We start from the raw sequence: 21,231 nt of genomic DNA, 5'->3' as shown, positions 1-21,231 counted from the left end.
CTTTTTTATTGCATTAATTAGCCTGAATGCGAATCGGTGCGGTGGCGGCGAACAGCCAGGGACGAGCCTCTGCGTTCACGCGCGGGGATAGCGTCTCTCTGACCTGCTGGTGGTAATCATCAATCCACTGTTTCTCAGCATCACTCAGCAGATGCAGTTCGACCAGATTCAAATCAATCGGTACCAGCGTCAGCGTTGAGAAACGACAGAAACCAGGACGACTGTTGATAATCTCCACCTGATTCTCAATGCGGATCCCATATTGTCCGGCCAGATAATAACCTGGCTCGATGGTGATGATGTTGCCTGCGATCAGTGGCCACGGGTTTACTTTTTTGGCAATGCGATGTGGCTGCTCATGAATAAGCAACTGGTGACCCACGCCGTGTCCCGTACCATGATCAAAATCCAGACCCAGCTCCCACAACGCCCGGCGGCTAAAAGCATCCAGTTGATGGCCCTGAGTCCCGCTGGGAAACTGCAGCGAAATAAGCGACAAAAAGCCTTTCAACACGGCAGTGTAATGCAGGCGACGTTGCGGATCCTGTGGGCCAAACGCGAGGGTACGCGTCGTATCCGTCGTACCATTGTGGTACTGGCCACCGGAATCATTCAGATACATGGCCTGTGAGGTAATTGGCGTATTGGTTTTTTCACTGGAGTGGTAATGGCACATTGCGGCATTGCTGGCAGAGGCCGAAATCGTGCTGAAACTTTGCTCGATAAATCCCGGCTGCTGCTGGCGAAATTCCAGTTGCTTGGCCTGCGCTTCCAGCTCGGTGACCGGATTGCCTGCCGCTTCGCGCAAAGGAACTTCATGGGCCAGCCAGGCAAGGAAGTTTACCCAGGCTGCGCCATCTTGTTCATGGCATTCCCGATAGCCTGCCAGTTCAACGTCATTTTTGTGGGATTTCATCAGAGTGATGGGATCGGGCGCCCAAAGAACGTTGCCACCGTGTTCTTCAATGGCAAAACGCAATGCGACCGGGGCGTAGTCTTTATCGACCAGGAAACGCTTCCCATTAGCTAATTGCTGGCAGCGAGTCAGAAAATTCTCTTGCGGGGCCAGAGTAAGCGTATCCAGCAGTGATGCGGGGAGCTGTTGCGTTTTATTGCTATCCACAAACCATTCCAGCTCACCGCTGCGATGGAGCAGGGCAAACGAAAACGGCACTGGCACCATGGCCAGATCCGAACCACGCACATTCAATAACCAGGCAATGTTATCCGGCAGGGTAATTGCCAGCACGTCAGCCTGGTGTTGAGCGAGTTGTTCCACGACGCGGGCACGCTTTTGCGTGCTGCTTTCCCCGCTGATTTCAATGGGCATTTCACGAATGATGCCGCAGGGTGCTGCCGGACGGTCTAGCCATACCTGGTCAAAAGGATCTTGCTCAAGAGGCATCAGCTCGCAGTGGGTTGCCGACAGTGCTTCAAACTGACTATTGACCATCAGCATTGGTTCAAAGCCGATACGTGTGCCTGCTGCAACATGAGACTGCAAATAGTCGGCCAGCGGCTCATCGTGTAAATGATGAATCTCAAAATCATCCAGCGAGACTTCATTACGTACCTGGACCTGATAGCGTCCATCGACAAACATTAACGCGCGATCCCGAAGGACCAACGCGAGGCCAGCAGAGCCGCTAAAACCGGTCAGCCAGGCTAGTTTATTGTCATGCGGCGTACAATCTTCACTTTGATGAGCATCGGCGCGCGGAACAATCATGCCATCCAGCCCCTGCGCTATCAGCAGGTTGCGCAGGGCGGAAAGAGGAGTTGAGTTGTGCATAGTTACCTTCAGGTCTTAACGGAACGGCGGTTCGTTGAATGTACGTAATTTACGGGAGTGCAGTCGGTCGCCTTCAGCACGCAAACGATCGATAGCCCGGATACCTATTTGCAGATGCTCAGAAATGGCACCTTCATAAAAACGGTTGGCCTGACCCGGCAGTTTGATCTCACCGTGCAGCGGCTTGTCGGAAACGCACAGCAGCGTGCCGTACGGAACGCGGAAACGATATCCCTGGGCTGCGATGGTGGCGCTTTCCATATCGATAGCCACCGCGCGGCTGAGGTTAAAGCGTAGCGCAGAAGCGGAATAGCGTAGCTCCCAGTTGCGATCGTCAGTGGTGACGACGGTACCGGTACGCAGGCGCTGTTTAACCTCTTCGCCGGGCATACCGCTGACTTCTTTGGTAGCGTCATACAGTGCGCGCTGCACTTCCGCGATGCTCGGAATTGGAATATCTGGCGGCAGTACGGCATCCAGCACGTGGTCGTCACGCAGATAAGCATGGGCCAGAACATAGTCGCCAATCGCCTGGCTTTCACGCAGCCCGCCACAGTGACCAATCATCAGCCAGACATCAGGACGCAGTACGGCCAAATGATCGCAAATGGTTTTGGCGTTAGACGGGCCAACGCCGATATTGACCAGTGTGATCCCCTGACCGTCGGCGGTGATTAAATGCCAGGCGGGCATCTGGTGTTTCTTCCAGGCGAGATCGGAGATCGCTTCTTCAGGCGCTTCAGTTTCAGCGGTGATCCAGATCCCGCCCGCACAAGAAAGCGCGATATACGGGCTGTCCGGGTCGAGGATCTGGCTGCAACCCCAACGCACAAACTCATCGACGTAGCGGGTGTAGTTGGTGAACAGCACAAACGGCTGAAAATGTTCAACCGGTGTTCCCGTGTAGTGGCGCAGTCGCGCCAGCGAAAAATCTACTCGTCGGGCGTCGAAGTGCGACAACGGGGAGAATTCCGCCGGATGATAGGTACCGTCGGCTGTTTCATCGCCAATCTGTGACAGCTCGGTTGTGGGGAAGTGGCGCGTTAGGCCGGCACTCATCGAGCGGTCGAGCGTCAGTTCAGAACCGTCAATGACATACGGATAGGGGATTTCATGCTGCGACGGCTCAACGGAGATATGCGCATCATAATCCTGATACAGCAGCGTGAGTTGTTCTTCAAGATACGGACGAAAAAGCGACGGACGGGTAATCGTAGTGGTGTAGCAGCCCGCATGGGTAAAACGACCATAGGCGCGGGTTTTAGGGGGATTGGTGGCGCTGCCATCCCAGGTGACACACAGTGATGGGTAAACAAAAAGACCGTTATGGCGGGCGATTACGTCAGGGAGCGTCCCTGTTTCAATATACTTACCAATGGCGCTACGCAGTGCTTTTACCGACTGCTCGTACAGCGCGTCCAGTTTATCCAGTGCCTGAGCCGGGGTCAGGCTGGAGCCCTTATTGTTCATGTCTGTCTCCTTGTTCCACAGATGTACTGCTCTCCCGATAGTATGTCACAGGAATGTGAAACAAAAGTCAGACGTTGAGGAAGATTGTGCGAAGACCGGACGGCCTCCGCACCCGGGCTTAACCGTGCTGCTTATCCCGCATCAGCAATGCTGTAGTGGCGGAAATAAGACAACCCGCCATCAGATAAATGGCCACACTGTGCCAGTCTCCGCCGGAGAATGTTACCAGCGCAGCAGCAATGAAGGGGGTAAAACCGCCGCCAACCACGCTTGCTACCTGATAACCAACGCCCGCACCGCTGTAGCGATAGCTTGCGCCAAACAAACCGGTAAACATAGGTTGCTGCACGCAGACCACCATATCGTGTGCAATGTTGGCCAACATAATCGCGAAGAACACGATCCAGAAAATGGATTGCGCTTCTAACGCCATAAAGAACGGGAATGCGCTGAGCGTCCCGACCAGTGCGCCGGTAATGTAAACGCGCCGGCGACCAAAGCGGTCGGCGAGCCAGGCAAAGCAGGGGATGGTCAGACAGCTCAGCCCTCCCACCAACAAGCCGATATTCAGAAACAGTTCACGGGGTAAGCCCAGATTCTGCGTGGAGTAATTTAGGGCAAACGCAGTGACGATATACATCGTCAGCAGTTCACACAGGCGCAGAGCGATAATTTTCAAAAAGGCACCTGGATGACGGATTAACGCCTCGACTACCGGTAGTCTCTTTTTCTCTGGTTGCGGTGCCTGCTGCTGCTGTTCGAATTCGGCTGATTCATCCATTCGGTTACGCATCCACAACGCGCCCAATACCAGCACGATGCTGAACAGGAATGGAATACGCCAGCCCCAACTCAGGAACTGCTCATCGGTGGTTTGCGAGCTAATCAGCGAGACCAGACCGGTAGAAAGCAGTAGCCCGACGCCATAACCGACCTGAACACCGCTGCTGTAGAAGGCTTTTTTATTTTTCGGCGCGCTTTCGACCGAGAGCAACGCCGCCCCGCCCCATTCACCGCCAACGGCAAATCCCTGGATAGCGCGCAGCGTCACCAGCAGCACAGGTGCCCACCAGCCAATGGTGTCAAAGGAAGGAATAATCCCTATCAGTGCAGTGGCGATCCCCATCATCCAGACGGTGAACATCAGCATACGTTTACGCCCCAGGCGATCGCCGAAGTGGCCGAAGATCACCCCGCCTAACGGACGGAACAAAAATCCAACGCCAAAGGTGGCAAATGCGGCAAGTGTCCCCATCGCCGGGCTGACTTGCGGGAAGAACTCGCGGTTAAAGACCAGTGCGGCAGTGATGCCGTAAAGCAGAAAATCATACCAGTCGACCACGGCACCCGCGAAGCTACCAAGCGCAGCGCGTCGGGCGCGGTTAAGTGAAGAGGCGTCCTGTTGGGGACCCGTGGAGGTGAGGGAGGAATCCATAGTTATCCTGTCTGTACTGTTTTTTAGTTATTAGTATTTGAGTTGGGTTACACACATTGCAGTCGCAATATTAACGACCGTTATGAGATTACCGCGACAGACGGGAAGTGAAAACGATTATCTCCCTCATCTGAGGGCAACATGAAAAATAAGATGAATGAGAAATCTGAACCTGGTGGAATCGTGGGCTGTCAGGGGTGTTCTGATTTCAGGTGGAGCATTAGGAGCGCTGTATTTGGGGAAGTTATAAACCCACTTTCATAATGGTATACGGAGATTCGGTGAAACCACATCGCTCATAAGCACGAATCGCACGCCCGTTATCTCCATGGACATATAAACGAAGCTCCATTGCCTTTTCTGATTTAGCTTCTTTTGTAAGATGTTTGATGAGCTCATCAGCTAATCCCATCCCACGATGCTCCGGGGCGATATAAAAACTTTGGATCCACCAGTAGTCATTTCCATGAAAATCACTCCATTCTTTTACGACAGAGGTATCGGCGATCACTGTTCCTGAAGAATCTTCCATGACCCAATATTTTGAACGTGGTTTTCACTAAACGCCGACGAAACGCCACGCTCCACAGCAACAAGGTCAATCACTGAACCTTCAGATTCTTGTGCTTCCTGAGTGGTGAATTCGATTATTTTATTGATATCGTCAGGCGTAGCTGGTCGAATAAAGTAGTTCATAAGTCTGGCTCTCATTAACGTTGCGGCTATACGAATCGCGCAATACCCTACATCAAATCTTGTTCAATGTCCGCTCTTGGCACGAAGCGGACTGGTATGTGGAACTGTAGGCGCGCTTTGAGCGAGGAGCGGACATGCTCCTTACGAGATAAATAATAAAGAAAAGCCTAGATTAAGCTAAGTATTTAAGCGTAAAATTTTGGCAGACATTCACTATTTTTCTTTAAAGTGAAATATATTAAAAGAGATAACTAATTGTAAAAGGATTACTTAATGTTTGATTTTTCATTTATTAAAAATGATCGTTCTAATGAAACGATTAGTGTTCGTTGTGGAGAGGTTGTTTTTTTTGTCGGTGGAAATGGAACAGGAAAATCATCTCTCGTTAATAAACTATACCGAGAACACTCCGATGATAATTCCGTATACGTGGTTGCACATCGGAAAAATGCGTTTAAGACGGATATAATTGATTATAGTAACTCAGATTATAAAAGTGCATCCCAGAGAGTCTTTAATGATTCCAGGTCTGCAAGTAGTAGGTATCGGACGGCTTGGGAAGATGATAGAACTGCAGTGCCAATAGTAAGATTAAAAAATAAAGCGACATCCCATGCGGTCAAAAGCATGCAACACTTAAAGGCAGGTGGTAAAACAGAAGAACTTGTTCTTCACAACGAGATTGATCTTGTTAACAATATTTTTAAAAATAGTGGATTTAATCTTGAATTTATCATTGATGAAGAAGCAAACTTAATGGTGAATAATTTTAGCTATGAACCGGTAAAAAAATACTCATTATCCCGGATGTCTGATGGAGAAAAAAGCGCATTAATCATCTGTTGTGAGGTTTTATGTGCTAATAGTGGTGCACTTATTGTGCTCGATGAACCTGAGCGCCACTTACACAAACGGATCGTATCTCTTCTCTTATCGAACCTAATAGAGGCTCGCAGAGACTGTGCTTTTGTCATATCAACGCATGAATTGGCATTACCTTCTTTTTTTAAAGAGTCTACAGTTGTAAGTATTAATAGCTGCATTTATGAAAATGATCAACCTATTCAATGGAATGCGGCTGTTATAAAAAAATATGATGAGGCGTTGAATGGTTTAGATGAGCAAGTCAAAACTGATATTCTTGGTGCAAGAAATAATATGTTATTTGTGGAAGGTACACAATCAAGCTTGGATGCTGAGTTGTACGGTGCTTTATTTGAAAATGTATCAGTAATATCAAAAGAAAAATGTGATCTTGTTGAACAGGCAGTTAAAGGCTTGAGAAATAACACTGCTGCGCATTGGGTTAACGCTATCGGAATCATAGATAATGATAATAAGGTTCCGTCACAAATAGAAAATTTAAATTCGAGTTTTGTTTTTAGTCTTTCAGTACATTCAATCGAATCAATTTACTATCACCCTAAAATGATAAGATGGGTATTGCATTCTGTTAAGGATACTAATTTGACTTCTACTATTGATGAATGTTTTAGTAAGGTTTGCGAAATTATACGCTCTGCTCTTGAAGAGAAAAAAGAACATTTATGTTGTCGAGCAATAGAGAAAAAAATTCGAGCAGATGTGATGTCCTCAATTCCAACGCAAAGAGATATTCGTGAAGGCGGAACCTACAGTAAAGAAATTAATTTTTCTTCATTTTTAAATGATGAAATTATTTATTTCAATAGTTTAATGAACTCATCTGATTTTGACTCGCTTGTTGGTCGTTACCCAATAAGAGAAACGAATTTGCTGACTCCTGTTGCCAAACAATGTGGGTTTATAGATAAAAAAAGATATGAGCTAAATGTTATCAGAGTTATAAAAAATAATTGCGACGCCAGAAATTTTGTGCTTTCTTTACTTGGCGGTGCTTCCGAAGCTCTCATTCACTAAAAAAAATAAGCTAATTAATCATATAAAGCAACAGCCTTCGTTAAAGAAAGGTTGTTGCATTATGATCTGATATGTTGTTCAAATCTCTATCAATCTTTTTAATGTCCGCTCCTGGCACGAAGCGGCCGGTCACCCGCTAGACAGCAATCCCCATAATCCTGATGACGCTCTGCTGTGAAGCCGTTTTGAAATAGTCTCTTTTAATTAAGGTCATGCCCTGTTTGCGGTAGAAATTACAGGCGCGTTCGTTCTGTTCAAGAACCTCCAGCCATACAAAGTCTTTCCCCCTGGCCCGGGCCAGGTCTTTGACGGTGTCAAACATGACCTGACCGTAACCTTTACGGGTGTCTGCAGGATCAAGATAGAGTTTGTTAAGCAGCATCCCTGACATATTCGTATCAGGGATGCTGCTTTCATAGGTCACTTTCGCAAAACCAATTGGCCTATCGGTCTCTGCTACATACCAACAGACCGCTTGCTCATTCAGGCTCTGTTCCAGCTCGTCCAGAGAATATTCGCTTGCTAAAAAAGCTTCCAGTTCAGACTTTGACTCCCACAGATGTTCAAAGTGTGCGCGGTAGATGCGGTAGCCCAGCGCATTAAGCAACATCGCGTCGGCAGGTGTGGCTTCACGGATTTGTAATGTCATGAATGATTCCTGTCCTGGTAATAAATTAACGATTACTGAACTATATCAAAACTGTCAGTGATACAGTGGCATGCGAACATTTCAGAGGCTTATCAGTATGAAGATTGTTTTTATCCCTGCGTTGATCGTAGTTCTGATTGATAAAGAACAGGACATAGGACGGGAATTGACCCGCGATGAGGTTGAGTCCATTCGCGATGGCGCTACAGCCATCCGCCTGCCAGCCGAAGCAGCCGAGGATATAATCAGAGAGCGTGGCTACCGCGATATTGATCCTGAGAATGTCTGGCGCGAGTGGCAGGCGTATAAAGCTGACTGAATGTTGATGGGAGCACGCTGCTTAAGTAGCGCATGAAAATTGTGCACTTACACGGATGGGTTTACTCCGCACCTGTCGTGGAACTGAGGGGCAACTTTGAGCGACATGCAGCCAGTCAGTTTTGAATAAAATTTAACGGCTAAATCGACGCCCCGTAATTTTTATAAGTGGGGCGTTTTTATTTTCAGAACCTATTAACTCCAGCCTTGTTTACTACGACGGATATAAGGTAATACGGATAATAAAGCCAGAACCGCTAATACCATTCCAATCCATAGAGCTGAACGTAAACCGAATCCAGATGAAATTGCCATTCCACCTAAATAAGAACCGCCACCTAATCCAATATTGATCACGGAAGTATGAACGGCATTGACCATTGGCCCTGGATGTGCCACGCTGACAATTCTTGCCATCATTGCCGGATTCATTGGTACGCCAGATAAACCGATAAGTATAACAGCCAGAATAGCAATGACCTGATATTGAACAAATAGCGCCATGCCGAGCAAAGAAATACTCAATATTGTTAAGCCGACAACCATAACAGTTAAACTATGGCGATATGCAAGACGTCCCGTTACCATATTCCCGATGATATTGGCTAGTCCATAAAGCATCAGAATGAAGGGAACCGTCTGCATTGTAAATTCACTGACATCAGTCAGCACGGGAACAAAATAACTGAATGCCGCAAAACTTGCCCCCAAAATCAAACAGCTGGTTGCACAGGCTTTCCAATAGGCTTTATTTTTAAATGCCTTAATCTCTTCAGCCATCTTGATAGCACCGCCGCCGCTCATATGTGGCAATAAACGTACTAATGCTAGCAGGCATATGAAAACCAGGACCGCGACCAGCCCAAAACTCATTTTCCAGCCCCAGTGCTGGTCAATGATTGTCGCGATAGGTACACCAAAGACATTGGATACCATAAAACCTGCTATCACTATTGATGCGGCACGAGGGCGATTTTCTACAGATACAAGAGCCATACTTGTCGCGAGTGAAAGACTTAAACACCCTGCACATAAAATACCTGTCACGATTCGAATGGCAACTAACACATTGTAATCAGGGGCAAAGACGCTTAATCCTTGTACGATAACATATAACCCTAACAGCCATAATAATGTTGAGCGATAGGGCGCTTTAAACTTAAGAAAGGTGTAGGTTAATACCGGGCCACCTAGCATTACACCGAATGCATAATATGAAATCAAATGCCCGACTTCGCCGACTGTAACACCAAATGCTTCCGATAGCGTGGTCATCATACCCGCCACCATTAACTCTGCTGTACCTAATGAAAAAATGGCTAACCCTAAAATATAAACGACTAATGGCATGTTTTTTTATTTTTCCTTGTATTGGAATGATCGTTACAAAAATGAGTGCAAGTAAATAATGAATTTTTTCGCTTAAATTTATAAATTGATTAACAGACCAGCGACGACATCTTCGAGGATTTTTCTATCTGTAATGTTTTTATTCAGTACACGTAAACCGTAATAGCCTGCCATAAAGCCTCTCGCCATTTCGACGGCTGATGCTTTATTGTTCAGTTCGCCGGTTCGTTGGCCTTCGATGAATACCGACACCAGCGTTTTTTCTAAATGCTGACGATATTCATTATTCAGGCTCGCAACGGCTTCATCTTTACTGCCCATCTCCAGGGCTGAAAATAAGACCATCGCATCATGCTGCTCTGGCTGAGAAAGATCTTCGGCAATACCCCAGAGCAGAAGGGTATGCAATCGCTCTTTTACCAGACCTGGCTGTGTGAGTATTGTTAACTGTGCTGACATAGTTTGTTCGTGGCTGCGCAACAAAGCTTGCTCGTACAGGGCTTGCTTGCTTCCAAAGGCATTGTATAGGCTTCCCCGCCCTAATCCCGTACCATTGCATAAATCTTGCGCAGAGGTGCCTGCATAACCATTGGCGCTGAAAACAGCGACGGCAGCATCAATGACATCCTGATCTTCGAACTTTCGTGGACGACCTGGAAAGGTTGGTTTTTCAGCACTCATAGGGATGTGGGACTTGAAATGAGTTGAGGCGGCATAGTATTGATTATGGAACGATCAGTCAAATAATTTTCATAAAAAAATCAGCGATGACGCGCAGACAGATTTTCTTATGAATTGCTATGCGTTTCTATAGAGGGATGTGTGGATTTTATCCTTTCCAGGATAGTACGTTGATACAACGGCAACCACGCGTAATGGTTAATCATCACACCGGAATCTGCCGTATTCTAGTGAACGTCCAACGTCCCCCTTCGATTAAGGATAGTGTTGCATCGACCGATTGAACTCACAGGGCAGAGTAAAGTCATCGCAGCGTGAGTGATATGACAGGCGACCTGTTGAAGCCATGGTACCATTACAGACTGTATCATCTACCTCACTACACACATCGGCCTGCCAGATACTGGTTCGGGGTGTATCTCCGTATCCACGCTGAATACGGTTCTCAGCAATCCAGGGTTCATCACTTCTTCTGGTGTGCCTTGCGCCATAATATGTCCGTTCGCCATGACCACCAGATGGTCACAGTACCGGCTGGCCTGATTAAGGTCGTGCAGCACGGCGACCACCGTTTTCCCCTGAGCCCGGAGTTCGCCCATCAGCCGCATCAGTTCCACCTGATGATTGATATCGAGATAGGTGGTTGGCTCATCGAGTAGTACAACGGGCGTATCCTGCGCCAGGACCATTGCCAGAAATGCGCGCTGTCGCTGACCGCCAGAAAGATCGGTTAACCGTCGGTCGGCAAGATGTTGGATCCGGGTCTGGTTCATAGCATCATGGACCCGCGTATTGTCTTCAACGGAGAGACGCCCCCAGAGTGACAACCACGGGTTGCGACCGTACGAAACAAGCTCCTGGACGGTGATCCCCTCGGGAGTTAAATGGTGCTGGGGCAGCAGCGCCAGCCTGCGGGCTAGCTGGCGTGATGAGAGCGTATTGATGGCACTATCGCCGAGAAATACGCCTCCGGACTGCGGCGTTAACAGTCGTGAAAAACAGTTTAACAACGTTGACTTCCCGCAGCCGTTAGGGCCGAGCAGGGCGATTGCCTTCCCTGCTGGTAGGGTGAGTGAAACGCCATCAAGCACCTTGTTTGTACCGTAACAGACCGTCAGATTTTCAGTTCGTAATGTCATTTATCGCATTCTCACAAGCAGCCAGACAAACCATGGTGCACCGATAATGGCGGTCAGCACGCCAGCCGGAAGTTCCAGAGGAGGATGAACAATTCGCGCCAGCAGGTCGGCAACCACCAGCAGTAACGCACCTGTCATGGCTGAAACGGGCAGCAGCAAGCGGTGACGTCCACCAGTAATGCTGCGCACCATATGCGGCACCACAAGACCAATAAAGCTAATTGGGCCGCAGACGGCCACGCCGGTCGATGTCATGGCGACGGCCAGTAGCAAAGCCAGGAGCCGAATACGCGGCACCGACACACCGAGCGTGGTGGCGCGCGCATCGCCCAATGCCAGGAGGTCGAGATCGCGGCAAAAACGCAGACTCAGCGGCAGAAACAAAATCAGCAGTGGGGCGGCTATTTTCACAAAGCTCCAGTCACGGCCCCATAAGCTGCCGGTCAGCCACAGCAGGGCGCTGTTCACATCCTGCGGACGCGAAAGCATCAGATAATCCGTCAGGCTGGCCCAGCAGGCAGAGAGCGCAACACCCGTGAGCGCCAGCTTCATCGGCTGGCTGGTGTTCGCCAGTATTCTCAGCAGGATCAGGCCCGCCATGCCACCGGCAAAGGCCAGTAGCGGCAGAGTAATCACCGGTAGTGACGGTAAGAGAAGCAGCGCGCCCACAGAGGCCAGGCTGGCGGCATGGTTTACGCCGAGGATATCCGGTGATGCCAGAGGGTTACGCACGATCCCTTGCACCAGCACGCCTGCCACCGCGAGGGCTGCACCGACAAGCAGCGCCAGCAGCAGTCGCGGCAGGCGGTACGCCGTTAATACGTAATGATATTCGCGCCCGGTCTGCCAGTCGATCAGCAGAGCACGCCAGGGAACGGCGATCACCCCCATTTGTAGTGACAAAACCGAAAGTCCTGCCAGCGCGAGGGCGATGAAAATGACGAACGCAATTTTCATCCACGCCTCCTGACCAGCCAGACAAAACAGGGTGCACCAATCAGCGCCACTACTGCCCCCGCGGGCAATTCGCCAGGGAAGGCCAGCGCTCGGGCCAGAACATCAGCCAGCAGCAGCAGCGTGGCGCCCATAAGCATGCTCATCGGCAGGACCTTGCGCTGATCGAATCCTACCCAGAAGCGAGCCAGATGCGGCATCAGCAGACCGATAAACGCCACCGGACCTGCCACGCTGACGCAGGTACCGACCAGAAGCAGCACCAGAATATTGATGATCAAACGGAGCTTCGGCAGATCCACCCCCAGCGTGCGGGCGGTGCTGTCACTGACGTTAAGCAGGTTCAGTTGATTAGCCAGCAGCAATACCACCGGTACAGCAACCACTACCATTGGGAAAAGCTGCCAGAACTCCTGCCAACGTGCGTGGGATACGCCTCCCGCAAGCCAGTAAAAAATGCTGTAGGCGTGATCTTCCGTCAGCAGCAGGGTGATGCGGGTAAGGGCCATACAGAAAGCCGAGAACGCGATGCCCGCGAGGATCAGTTTGTTTCTGTCCTGGGTGTGGCGAAATCCACCACCTGCGGTCATCACCATCAGCCAGCTTACGCCACCGCCGCAGGCGGCGATAAAGGCGATGGAGTAACCCGTAACGGGCGCAGGGCTGATAGCGCTGGTAAGCGCCATCGCCAGCGCTGCGCCACTGTTAATACCGAGTAGTGAAGGGGAGGCCATTGCATTATGCGTCAGGGTCTGCAGCAGCGTTCCCGCCAGAGCCAGGCTTGCGCCGATCAAAATGGCGACCAGGCTTCTCGGCAAACGAAGGTTTTGCACCAGCGCTTGTGGAAGCGTCGGCGTATGGCCTGGTAGCAGGGCGTGAATGGCGTCAACGCCGGAAACAGGAATGGCCGAGTAGCAAAACAGACTCAGCCAGAAGATAGCGATAAGCGCGACAAGGGGAAGCCCCCACTGTAGCGCTGGATGTTTGAAAATTGTCATTTCACATCGGATAAAGGCTGGCGGTGAAAGATTTTTACCGTGTCGCTGGCAATGCGTTCGGCTGCGAAAATGCCGCGCATCCGCGCCCAGGCGTTACTGTCGACCGACGCCGTCTGCTGTTTTTGCGCCGCAGTTAACATCTGCCACAGCGGGTCTTGTTGCCAGCGTTTCACGATGCTCTCTTCACGATAGTGCGCGACCAGCAGCCATGCCGGATTGAGCGCCAGCAGCTGTTCCAGACCGATGGACGGCATAGACGAACCCGCCATAGCTGCAGGCACCGTCAGCCCCAGAGAGGTCAGGACGCCCCCGGTCCAGGTCTCCTGCGTGTGCAGGTTGAACTGCTGCTCCCGGGACGTACCAAACACCACCATCGTGTCTTTTGGCAGTTGGCTGGCCCACGCTGACATCTGTTGTTGGTGTTGCGCCAGGCGTGACTGCATCTGTGCTTTTTTACCCACAATTTCACCGATGATGGCCGCAGATTGCAGATTTTCAGCGTAGGTTTCATTGCGAGACTTGAGCAGCAGCACAGGTGCTATTTGCTGTAAGGCGCTGTAAATACCCGCATGGCGGCTGCTGTCGGCAATGATCAGATCCGGTTTCAGCGCGCTGATGGCTTCTAAACTCGGCTGCGCACGCGTGCCGACAGACTGCCAGGGTTTCAGATGGGCACGAACCTCTGGAAGAATGCGTGTGGCATCGTTATCGTCGGCAATGCCGACCGGACTGACATCGACAGCAGCCAGTGCGTCCGCGAACGACAGTTCCAGCACCACTATCCGTTGTGGTGTTTTATCAAGCGTAAAGGTGCCATGTTCGTCATGAACCGTGGCGGCAAAAGCATGGCCGGTGAGCAGCAGAGCGGCGAATAGCGTGCGTAATGGTGTGAACATGTAAATTGCCTGCGTCGGGTGGCGTTTCGTTTGCCCGACCTACAAAAACAGCATGCAGGCCGGGTAAACGGGGGTTTAGAACTTCAACGAACCCTGCATATACAGCGTGCGCGGCTGGCCTGCGTAGATGCCTTTGTTGTTGTCGTCGTAAGAGCGGGTGAAATACTCTTGGTCGAAGATATTTTTCACACCGAACGCCAGGTTCAGGTCTGCCATCTGCGGGCCGAAGTCATAGGCTACGCGTGCGCCCCAGAGCATAAAGCCAGGGATGCGACCGGTACTGCCGTCAGCGCTCTCTTTAACGGTGTTGGCGTTATCCGCAAACTGGCTGGACTGGAAATCGCTATTCAGATTGAAGGTCCAGTTGCCCGGCTTATAGTCCACGCCCAACGTGCCTTTGTGTTTTGGTGAGAAGGGCACCTGATTGCCATAGGTATCGCCTTTCTCGCGAATCTCAGCGTTCACATACGCATAGCTTGCGTAGACTGAAACGTTGTCGAGCGTTGGCGTCAATGTGCCGAGATCATAGCGAGTCTGAGTTTCCAGTCCGGTATGACGCGTTTTACCGCGTGCAGTAACGGTGTCGTTGGTTTGGTTGGAATCGTACTGATTATTAAAGTTAATCAGGAACAGCCCCATTTCCGTCGTCAGCGCGCCATCGTCGTATCGGGTTCCGAGCTCCCAGGTTCGCGCTTTTTCCGGTTCCACATTGCCGCTTTGCACAGCCTTGCCAATTTGGCTGTACTGTACGGTGCCGAATGAGCCTTCAGTGTTTGCATAAAGATTCCAGCTATCAGTCAGGTGATAAAGCACATTTAGCGCCGGAAGTGGGGCGTTGTAGCTTACTTCCTCATGTGTGCCTTTGATGGCGTTGTTCTGGTATGACTCGATATGTTCAAAGCGCATACCCGGTGTGATAGTCCAGTTGCCAATGTCGATTTTGTCATCCAGATACCAGGCGTGCGCTTCGGTGCCCGAACGAGTGTCGCGATCGTAAGGGCTGGCGCTGGACGGCAGTTGTCCACTGCTGGTGGCCGTGTAGTAACGCATTTCATGCGTCGACTCGCTCACATAGCGGTATCCCACGCCCACTTCGTGCGCGGAAGGACCCACCATAAAGCTCTGACTGTAGCGTGGTTCAATGCCGCGTACCCAGTAGTTACGCGGTGAAAGGGTGAGGCGTTTTCCCTGTTCCAGGTAGCCGCTGCGCAGGGTTTCAGTGTAGAAGCCCTGAATATTGAATTTATGCTGGCTGTCCGGCTGGAACTGATAGCCGAGGCTTGCCAGCTTGCGGCGCCCCCAGAAGCGATCGTAAGGGCGCGTGGATTGCCAGCGGTCAGCGTCGTAATCCGCGCGAGACAGGCCACCGGGCATGTCAGCTTCACCGTCGTAGTATTGCAACAGACTGTTGAAGGTATGCACTTCGTTTGGCGCATATTTGCTTTTCAGCATCAGGTCGTCGATGCGGGTCGCGCTGTGTTCGCGCCAGTCGCTTCCACGTGTACCGGAGTAGAGCAGGGCGGTACCAAAACCGTTATCCGCCGTGCCGCCCACCATCAGGTTGTGCGTTTCTTTTGGGTTATTTTGTGAAGATGTTGGGCTGAGCTGGCCTTCCACGCCGGCTTCCATGCCGAAGTCTTGCGGAATAGCGCGGGTAACAAAGTTCACCACCCCGCCCACGCTCTGTGGCCCGTAACGCACCGCGCCACCGCCGCGAACCACGTCGATGGCGTCCATATTTCCGAGTGAGACGGGCGCCAGTGAAAGCTGCGGCTGGCCGTAAGGGGCAAACGGTACGGGAATACCGTCCATCAGCACCGTTGAACGGCTGGCCAGGCGCGGGTTCAGGCCGCGAATACCAAAGTTCATTGCCAGATCGTGGCTACCGGTGCCGTTGTTTTCTGGGGCGGTAACGCCCGGAATGCGGTTCAGTACCTCGCGCATGGATGTTGCGCCGGTTTTGGCAAAATCCTCACGGCGGATAACGTCACGTGCGCCGGCATGCTCGAATACGTCGTTTTCGCGCGCATCCCCCAGCCAGTCGCCCACCACGGTCAGGGCATCTTCTTGCGGTGTTGGTGCGGACTCCAGCGTCCAGCTGTTATTACCCAGCGGTTTCAACTGCAGGCCACTACCGTTCAGCAGGTGTTGCAGGCCGGTTTCGACGTCGTAGTCACCGTGAAGACCGTTACTCTGTTTGCCGCGCGTCAGGCTGGCGTCAACCGACAGGGTAATTCCGCTGAGCGCGGCATACTGATTAAGGGCTTTGTCGAGCGAACCCGGTGCAATATCAACCTGCGCTGCGAAGGCGGATAACGACAGCCCGGCCAGCGGCAGCAGGCTCAGGCGAACGGCGTTAACCAAAGGTGTTGTTTTGCGAAAAACGCGTAAAGGCGTCATACCTTCTCCATCATCATTTTTGTTGTGTTCATCTATGAGTCGAATGAGAAGGGGAAAAAGGACAATCGAAATGAGAATTATTTTTCTTACAGTGCGGAAATATTTACCCAGTATCGCGTAACTGACTGAATTTTCACTGGAAGAGTCTTGGCAATAACATCCAGGATTGCATCAGTATTTTTCAGCGGGAAAGTGCCACTCAGGCGTAACCCGGCTACAGCCGGATCGCAGCGCAGCACGCCGTTGCGATAACGGCTCAGCGTGGCAATCACTTCACTCAAAGGTTTATCGCTGAAGCTCAGAATGCCCTGCGTCCAGGTGGCGCTTTCATCATCCGCTGAGGCTATTGCACCAAATTCAGACGCGCTAAACTGCAGGCTCTCGCCAGCGCTGACGATGCGTTTTTCCTGCGGACGATTTGCCAGTAAGACTTCAACAGCGTGTTGTTGAACGACAACGCGTGTGACGTTGTCCTGCTGGTAGACTGTAAATTCTGTGCCTAATGCGGTGAGCTGGCCCTGACGGGTCACAACGCGGAAAGGTCTCTGCTGCGCGTCTTTTGCGGTAGTAATAGCAATTTCTCCGTACCAGAGATGGACAACTCGTTGACGCGTATCAAAATGAACGTCCGCGGCGCTTTGTGTGTTGAGCGTCAGCAGCGAGCCATCTTCCAGCCGCTGATGGCTGACCGCGCCTTTGGCGGTGCGGTAATCCGCGCGCAGACCTTCACCGGCTTCAGACTGCCAGAGCTGCCAGCCGCCGCCCACGCCGAGCAGCAGCAGTAGCCCTTTCATGACATGACGACGGGTAAGGCGCGTATCGTGCAGCGTCCGGCTGGCAACATCGCCCGGTACGCGGCTGAGCTGGCTGCGCAGGTTTTCAACCTGTTGCCAGGCCCACTGATGATCTTTGTCCTCTTCGTACCATTGTTGCCAGCGCGCTTCTTGCTGTGGGCTGACACGCTCGCCGCTCAATACAGCATACCAGTGCGATGCCGAGCGCAATGCCTGGCGGCGAGAATCGGTGATAGAAGCGTTCACAGACCGTGCTCCAGACGAAACAGCAGACAATGTTCGATAGCCTTTGCCATATACTTTTTCACCGAGCTGACGGAGATACCGAGCTTCAGCGCGATCTCGCTGTATGTCAGACCATCCAGTTGCGAAAGCAGAAACGCTTCTCGTGTTTTTCCGTTCAGCCCGTCAAGCATGCTGTCGATGAGTTGCAGGGTTTCGAGCTGGCTCTCGCGTTCCTCGGGGGAAGGCGCGAGCGCCTCCGGCATAAGCGCCAACATCTCCAGATAGGCTTTTTCCAGCGCATTTCGGCGAAACAGGTCGACCATCACCCGTTTGGCGAGAGTGCACAGAAAGGAGCGCGGATCGCGGATCGTCGAGAGCGAGTCGCTGCCCATTACCCGTAGAAAAGTGTCCTGGGCAATGTCATCTGCATCAAAGGCGGACTGGAGTTTGCGCGTCAGCCAGCTTTTCAACCAGCCGTGATGTGCGCCATAAAGCGACTCGAGCGTAAAGGAAGCAGTGGTAGTGGCGTGGTCAGACATGTGGAATGTATCAAAAGTTAATTATCACGCGATTATAGTAATATGAGAATGGTTATCATTACAATTAGAAATATAATTGTATTACGTTGAACTTCTTAATGCGTTGTTATTTATAAAAATGTTATGAGGTGGATATCGGATGGAGAAGGGGAGTCTGCTTCTGGCATGTGACGGTTGGAATGACATCTGACCATGTCTGCTGTGAGCATGGAGCAGACGAATGCTTTAAAGCATGCTGAACTCTTTAAAAGTAAACCGTTTTTGGGAGGACACCGAGAGCAGAGCAGCTGTTACTTTTCGGGAAAAGGTGAGTTGCGGATCAGGAAATGCTCAATCGAGTCGATTAAACCGGGAGCTAAGGGGAGCGCGGGTTCAGCGTATGTCGCGATATTCGCTTTGCGATCGTCCGAAGTCACCTCTTTCATAACATGGTTCATATTGGGCAGTATAACCAGGGACGCTTGAGGATTCGCGGCCTTAAGCAGTCTTGCATCCGTTTCTTCCACCTGGAGATCGCGTTGCCCTTGTAGCACTAACACGGGTTTGGAAATACTCGAAATGAGATGACCCGGATTATATGAAAACGCATTGATCAAAAAACCCTGAACAGCAGGATTAAAGATACTTTGCAGTGCTGGGTGAATATTCGTAATATCGACTCGCCGCCGATGCTCCAGAGCATCAATTATCGGCAGCGCCTGCTTTAATAGAATTTCATTTTCCGGATTAGCGTTAAGTTGCCCCCTCAACACCTCGCCCATCGGCCTCCCGGGCGTTGCGATAAGAACCACACCGCACACATTCTCTTCTTGAGCCGAGGCAAGTGCGACTACGCCCCCTTCGCTGTGCCCTAAAACCCAAATACAGGGGGTGTGCATGTGACGTCGAAGCACGTCTACCCAGGATCGAATGTCGTCAACATAGTCAGCAATCGTCACCGCATTGGCATCCTCTACAGCCATTGCGCTAGCGAACATTCCACGTTTGTCGATACGAAGCGTCGCAAAACCTTTGGCAGCCAGGCCTTCAGCAAGAAGTCGGTAAGGCGATGCGTTCACACCAAGCGGGTTGTTTCCATCCCGATCGGTTGGCCCGGAGCCAGGAACGATAAGAACAACGGCTGTTGGTTTTGAATTCGGGGTGAGTAACGTGCCTTTCAAAGGGCCTTTTGGCCCTGCGGCATCCAGGACAGTTTCGGAAAAGGTCACCGGTACTGCCGCCAGACTCACAAATGGGCAAGCGCCCAAAAGGGCAATTGAGGCGGCAATATTCATTGGAGATGTTCCTGTAAAATTCAGCGTATCCGTCAATTTATATTATAAATATGGCCTGCTCTCCATTGATTAATATATCAGCGGCGATAGAAAACGCCGCTGCTGGCACAGAACGGAGGTACTGGGTGAGTTTAAAGTCTGCAGTGAGCGAAGAGCGGACATCTCAACTCATTGTTGGTCCTGTCTATTGATATGGAAGCCCGGAACGGTAAGCGTCTGGAACAAATACCTGCGGCTATTATGAATGAAGTGTTGGCCAGACTAAGTTGAGGTTTTGATATGCGCACTGAGCAATGGCATAAAAGCAAAAAGCCTGCTTAGTTTCCTAAGCAGGCTTCTTAAATATGGCTCCTCTGACTGGACTCGAACCAGTGACATACGGATTAACAGTCCGCCGTTCTACCGACTGAACTACAGAGGAATCGTTTGAACGAGGCGCATATTAGCGAGGGTGGTGAGGCTTGTCAAAGGGGTAAATACATTTGTGTGTTCGTTTGCTGACAAAATCAGCAAAGCGGCGATCTTTCCGTCTTTTTATGCTTTTGCCCCATTCTGGTGCGTGTCTACCTCTTCCAGGGCAGCCTGAATGAGATACTTAGGTGTGCAGAATGATCTTCCTTCGCTTTTACTCCTGACTTTACGCGGCTTTAACCGTAAAACACCGTTTTAGACGAAAGTGGCAAGCATCTTGCAATCCTGAATTTAATGACTGCCAGCACGGGTTCTGGTATTCCGACAGGAGGCAAAATGAACTTCAGACGACTGAAATATTTCGTGAAAATCGTCGATATTGGTAGCCTGACCCAGGCAGCGGAAGTGTTGCACATTGCGCAACCCGCGCTGAGCCAGCAGGTCGCTACGCTGGAAGGTGAGCTGGATCAGCAATTGCTGATTCGTACCAAGCGTGGCGTCACGCCGACGGAAGCAGGAAAAGTGCTATATACCCACGCCCGGACGATTTTACGTCAGTGCGAACAGGCGCAACTTGCGGTTAATAACGTGGGCCAGACTTTGAGTGGACAGGTCTCTATCGGCCTTGCGCCGGGGACAGTCGCGTCATCCATTACCATGCCGTTATTACAGACGCTACGTGCCGAACTGCCTGATGTGCTGGTCTATTTGCATGAAAACAGTGGGGCAGTGCTGAATGACAAGCTGCTCAGCGGGCAATTAGATATGGCAGTGCTCTATGAGCGTTCTCCTGTGGCGGGCATCAGCAGTCAACCGTTGCTTAAAGAGGATCTGTACCTGGTCGGCACGCGTGAGTGTCCTGGCCAAAGCGTCGATTTAGCCGCAGTGGCGCAGATGAATTTGTTCTTGCCACGGGATTACAGCGCGGTTCGCCTGCGCGTGGATGAAGCTTTTTCGCTACGTCGCTTAACGGCTAAAGTGATTGGCGAAATTGAGTCTATCTCCACCCTAACGGCCGCCATTGCCAGTGGTATGGGTGTCACAGTGTTGCCTGAGTCGGCCGCCCGTTCATTATGCAATGCGGCTAACGGCTGGATGGCGCGCATTACAACACCGTCGATGAATCTGCCATTATCGTTGAACGTATCCGCCAGAGGGAGCTTATCGCCCCAGGCGCAGGCCGTGAAGGAGATCCTGTTGTCGCTGGTCAGCCGTCCGGCGCTGGAAAATCGCGAGCTGCAGCTGGTCAGCTAAACCTTATTCCCGCAAGGAATAAGATGCAGGTTTTTATTATTTGTTATGCCGGGCATC

At 51.1% G+C, this 21,231-nt stretch carries 19 protein-coding genes, 1 tRNA gene and 1 pseudogene; 4 read left to right on the top strand and 17 right to left on the bottom strand.

Translation table 11 applies throughout. The annotated features are described in order from the left end of the window. Window positions 1-13: 13 nt before the first annotated feature. From BZK40_RS14720 to BZK40_RS24830, 5 genes are all read right to left on the bottom strand, one after another. Entirely contained in the window at window positions 14-1,792 is a 1,779-nt protein-coding gene (locus tag BZK40_RS14720; protein WP_079934887.1) for an aminopeptidase P family protein, read from the bottom strand. 15 nt (window positions 1,793-1,807) lie between these two features. Further along, window positions 1,808-3,262 (bottom strand): AMP nucleosidase, encoded by a 1,455-nt coding sequence (locus tag BZK40_RS14715; RefSeq protein ID WP_032942969.1) that lies wholly within the window; start codon window positions 3,260-3,262, stop codon window positions 1,808-1,810. A gap of 118 nt (window positions 3,263-3,380) precedes the next feature. After that, complete coding sequence (gene shiA, locus BZK40_RS14710; protein ID WP_079934886.1) at window positions 3,381-4,697, bottom strand: shikimate transporter; 1,317 nt, start codon at window positions 4,695-4,697, stop codon at window positions 3,381-3,383. A 244-nt stretch (window positions 4,698-4,941) separates the two neighbouring features. Continuing rightward, the gene (locus BZK40_RS24835; RefSeq protein WP_253193184.1) at window positions 4,942-5,229 is read right to left on the bottom strand and encodes a GNAT family N-acetyltransferase; all 288 of its coding nucleotides are present in this window, start codon (window positions 5,227-5,229) and stop codon (window positions 4,942-4,944) included. Beyond that, on the bottom strand, window positions 5,205-5,393 hold the full coding sequence (locus BZK40_RS24830; protein WP_244293980.1) for a hypothetical protein: 189 nt from the start codon (window positions 5,391-5,393) through the stop codon (window positions 5,205-5,207). The genes BZK40_RS24835 and BZK40_RS24830 overlap by 25 nt, the downstream gene beginning before the upstream one ends. A gap of 273 nt (window positions 5,394-5,666) precedes the next feature. Between BZK40_RS24830 and BZK40_RS14700 the strand changes: the two genes are divergently transcribed. After that, the gene (locus BZK40_RS14700; protein ID WP_079934885.1) at window positions 5,667-7,292 is read left to right on the top strand and encodes an AAA family ATPase; all 1,626 of its coding nucleotides are present in this window, start codon (window positions 5,667-5,669) and stop codon (window positions 7,290-7,292) included. Window positions 7,293-7,428: 136 nt separating this feature from the next. On the opposite strand, the gene BZK40_RS14695 is transcribed toward BZK40_RS14700, so the two are convergent. Further along, entirely contained in the window at window positions 7,429-7,941 is a 513-nt protein-coding gene (locus BZK40_RS14695) for a GNAT family N-acetyltransferase (protein ID WP_032942975.1), read from the bottom strand. Window positions 7,942-8,038: 97 nt separating this feature from the next. Between BZK40_RS14695 and BZK40_RS14690 the strand changes: the two genes are divergently transcribed. Further along, a complete protein-coding gene (locus BZK40_RS14690; protein ID WP_003036289.1) occupies window positions 8,039-8,260 on the top strand; it encodes a hypothetical protein in 222 nt (73 codons plus the stop codon). Window positions 8,261-8,454: 194 nt separating this feature from the next. On the opposite strand, the gene BZK40_RS14685 is transcribed toward BZK40_RS14690, so the two are convergent. The 10 genes from BZK40_RS14685 to BZK40_RS14640 form a co-directional block, all read right to left on the bottom strand. Further along, a complete protein-coding gene (locus BZK40_RS14685; protein WP_079934884.1) occupies window positions 8,455-9,609 on the bottom strand; it encodes an MFS transporter in 1,155 nt (384 codons plus the stop codon). Window positions 9,610-9,687: 78 nt separating this feature from the next. Next, window positions 9,688-10,290, bottom strand: coding sequence for a TetR/AcrR family transcriptional regulator (locus BZK40_RS14680; protein ID WP_008784381.1), 603 nt, complete (start codon window positions 10,288-10,290; stop codon window positions 9,688-9,690). A gap of 371 nt (window positions 10,291-10,661) precedes the next feature. Further along, a complete protein-coding gene (gene fecE / locus BZK40_RS14675; RefSeq protein ID WP_079934883.1) occupies window positions 10,662-11,429 on the bottom strand; it encodes a Fe(3+) dicitrate ABC transporter ATP-binding protein FecE in 768 nt (255 codons plus the stop codon). Continuing rightward, window positions 11,430-12,386 (bottom strand): Fe(3+) dicitrate ABC transporter permease subunit FecD, encoded by a 957-nt coding sequence (gene fecD, locus BZK40_RS14670; protein WP_079934882.1) that lies wholly within the window; start codon window positions 12,384-12,386, stop codon window positions 11,430-11,432. After that, window positions 12,383-13,381 carry an iron-dicitrate ABC transporter permease FecC gene (fecC, locus tag BZK40_RS14665; RefSeq protein WP_079934881.1) on the bottom strand — a complete coding sequence of 333 codons (999 nt, stop codon included), beginning with the start codon at window positions 13,379-13,381 and terminating at the stop codon, window positions 12,383-12,385. The genes fecD and fecC overlap by 4 nt, the downstream gene beginning before the upstream one ends. After that, the gene (locus BZK40_RS14660; protein WP_079934880.1) at window positions 13,378-14,277 is read right to left on the bottom strand and encodes a Fe(3+) dicitrate ABC transporter substrate-binding protein FecB; all 900 of its coding nucleotides are present in this window, start codon (window positions 14,275-14,277) and stop codon (window positions 13,378-13,380) included. The genes fecC and BZK40_RS14660 overlap by 4 nt, the downstream gene beginning before the upstream one ends. Window positions 14,278-14,352: 75 nt before the next feature. Continuing rightward, complete coding sequence (gene fecA / locus BZK40_RS14655) at window positions 14,353-16,677, bottom strand: TonB-dependent Fe(3+) dicitrate receptor FecA (RefSeq protein ID WP_079934879.1); 2,325 nt, start codon at window positions 16,675-16,677, stop codon at window positions 14,353-14,355. 86 nt (window positions 16,678-16,763) lie between these two features. After that, the gene (gene fecR / locus BZK40_RS14650; protein ID WP_079934878.1) at window positions 16,764-17,717 is read right to left on the bottom strand and encodes a ferric citrate uptake sigma factor regulator FecR; all 954 of its coding nucleotides are present in this window, start codon (window positions 17,715-17,717) and stop codon (window positions 16,764-16,766) included. Continuing rightward, window positions 17,714-18,235: a ferric citrate uptake sigma factor FecI gene (gene fecI, locus BZK40_RS14645; RefSeq protein ID WP_008784388.1), complete on the bottom strand. Its 522-nt coding sequence runs from the start codon at window positions 18,233-18,235 to the stop codon at window positions 17,714-17,716. The genes fecR and fecI overlap by 4 nt, the downstream gene beginning before the upstream one ends. 290 nt (window positions 18,236-18,525) lie before the next feature. Beyond that, window positions 18,526-19,509 carry an alpha/beta hydrolase gene (locus BZK40_RS14640; RefSeq protein WP_079934877.1) on the bottom strand — a complete coding sequence of 328 codons (984 nt, stop codon included), beginning with the start codon at window positions 19,507-19,509 and terminating at the stop codon, window positions 18,526-18,528. Between the two features lie 183 nt (window positions 19,510-19,692). Between BZK40_RS14640 and BZK40_RS24440 the strand changes: the two are divergent. Beyond that, window positions 19,693-19,779, top strand: a pseudogene (locus BZK40_RS24440) (type II toxin-antitoxin system PemK/MazF family toxin); the annotation flags it as partial. A 75-nt stretch (window positions 19,780-19,854) separates the two neighbouring features. Here the strand turns inward: BZK40_RS24440 and BZK40_RS14635 are convergent. Further along, window positions 19,855-19,930, bottom strand: a tRNA-Asn gene (locus BZK40_RS14635). A gap of 326 nt (window positions 19,931-20,256) precedes the next feature. On the opposite strand from BZK40_RS14635, the gene nac reads away from it, so the two are divergent. Next, on the top strand, window positions 20,257-21,174 hold the full coding sequence (gene nac / locus BZK40_RS14630; protein WP_008784390.1) for a nitrogen assimilation transcriptional regulator NAC: 918 nt from the start codon (window positions 20,257-20,259) through the stop codon (window positions 21,172-21,174). Window positions 21,175-21,231: the final 57 nt, after the last annotated feature.

This window comes from Citrobacter portucalensis (assembly GCF_002042885.1).
Lineage (GTDB): Bacteria > Pseudomonadota > Gammaproteobacteria > Enterobacterales > Enterobacteriaceae > Citrobacter > Citrobacter portucalensis.
The sequence above is the reverse complement of the archived record's forward strand: the minus strand, read 5'-3'. Positions and strand labels throughout refer to the sequence as shown.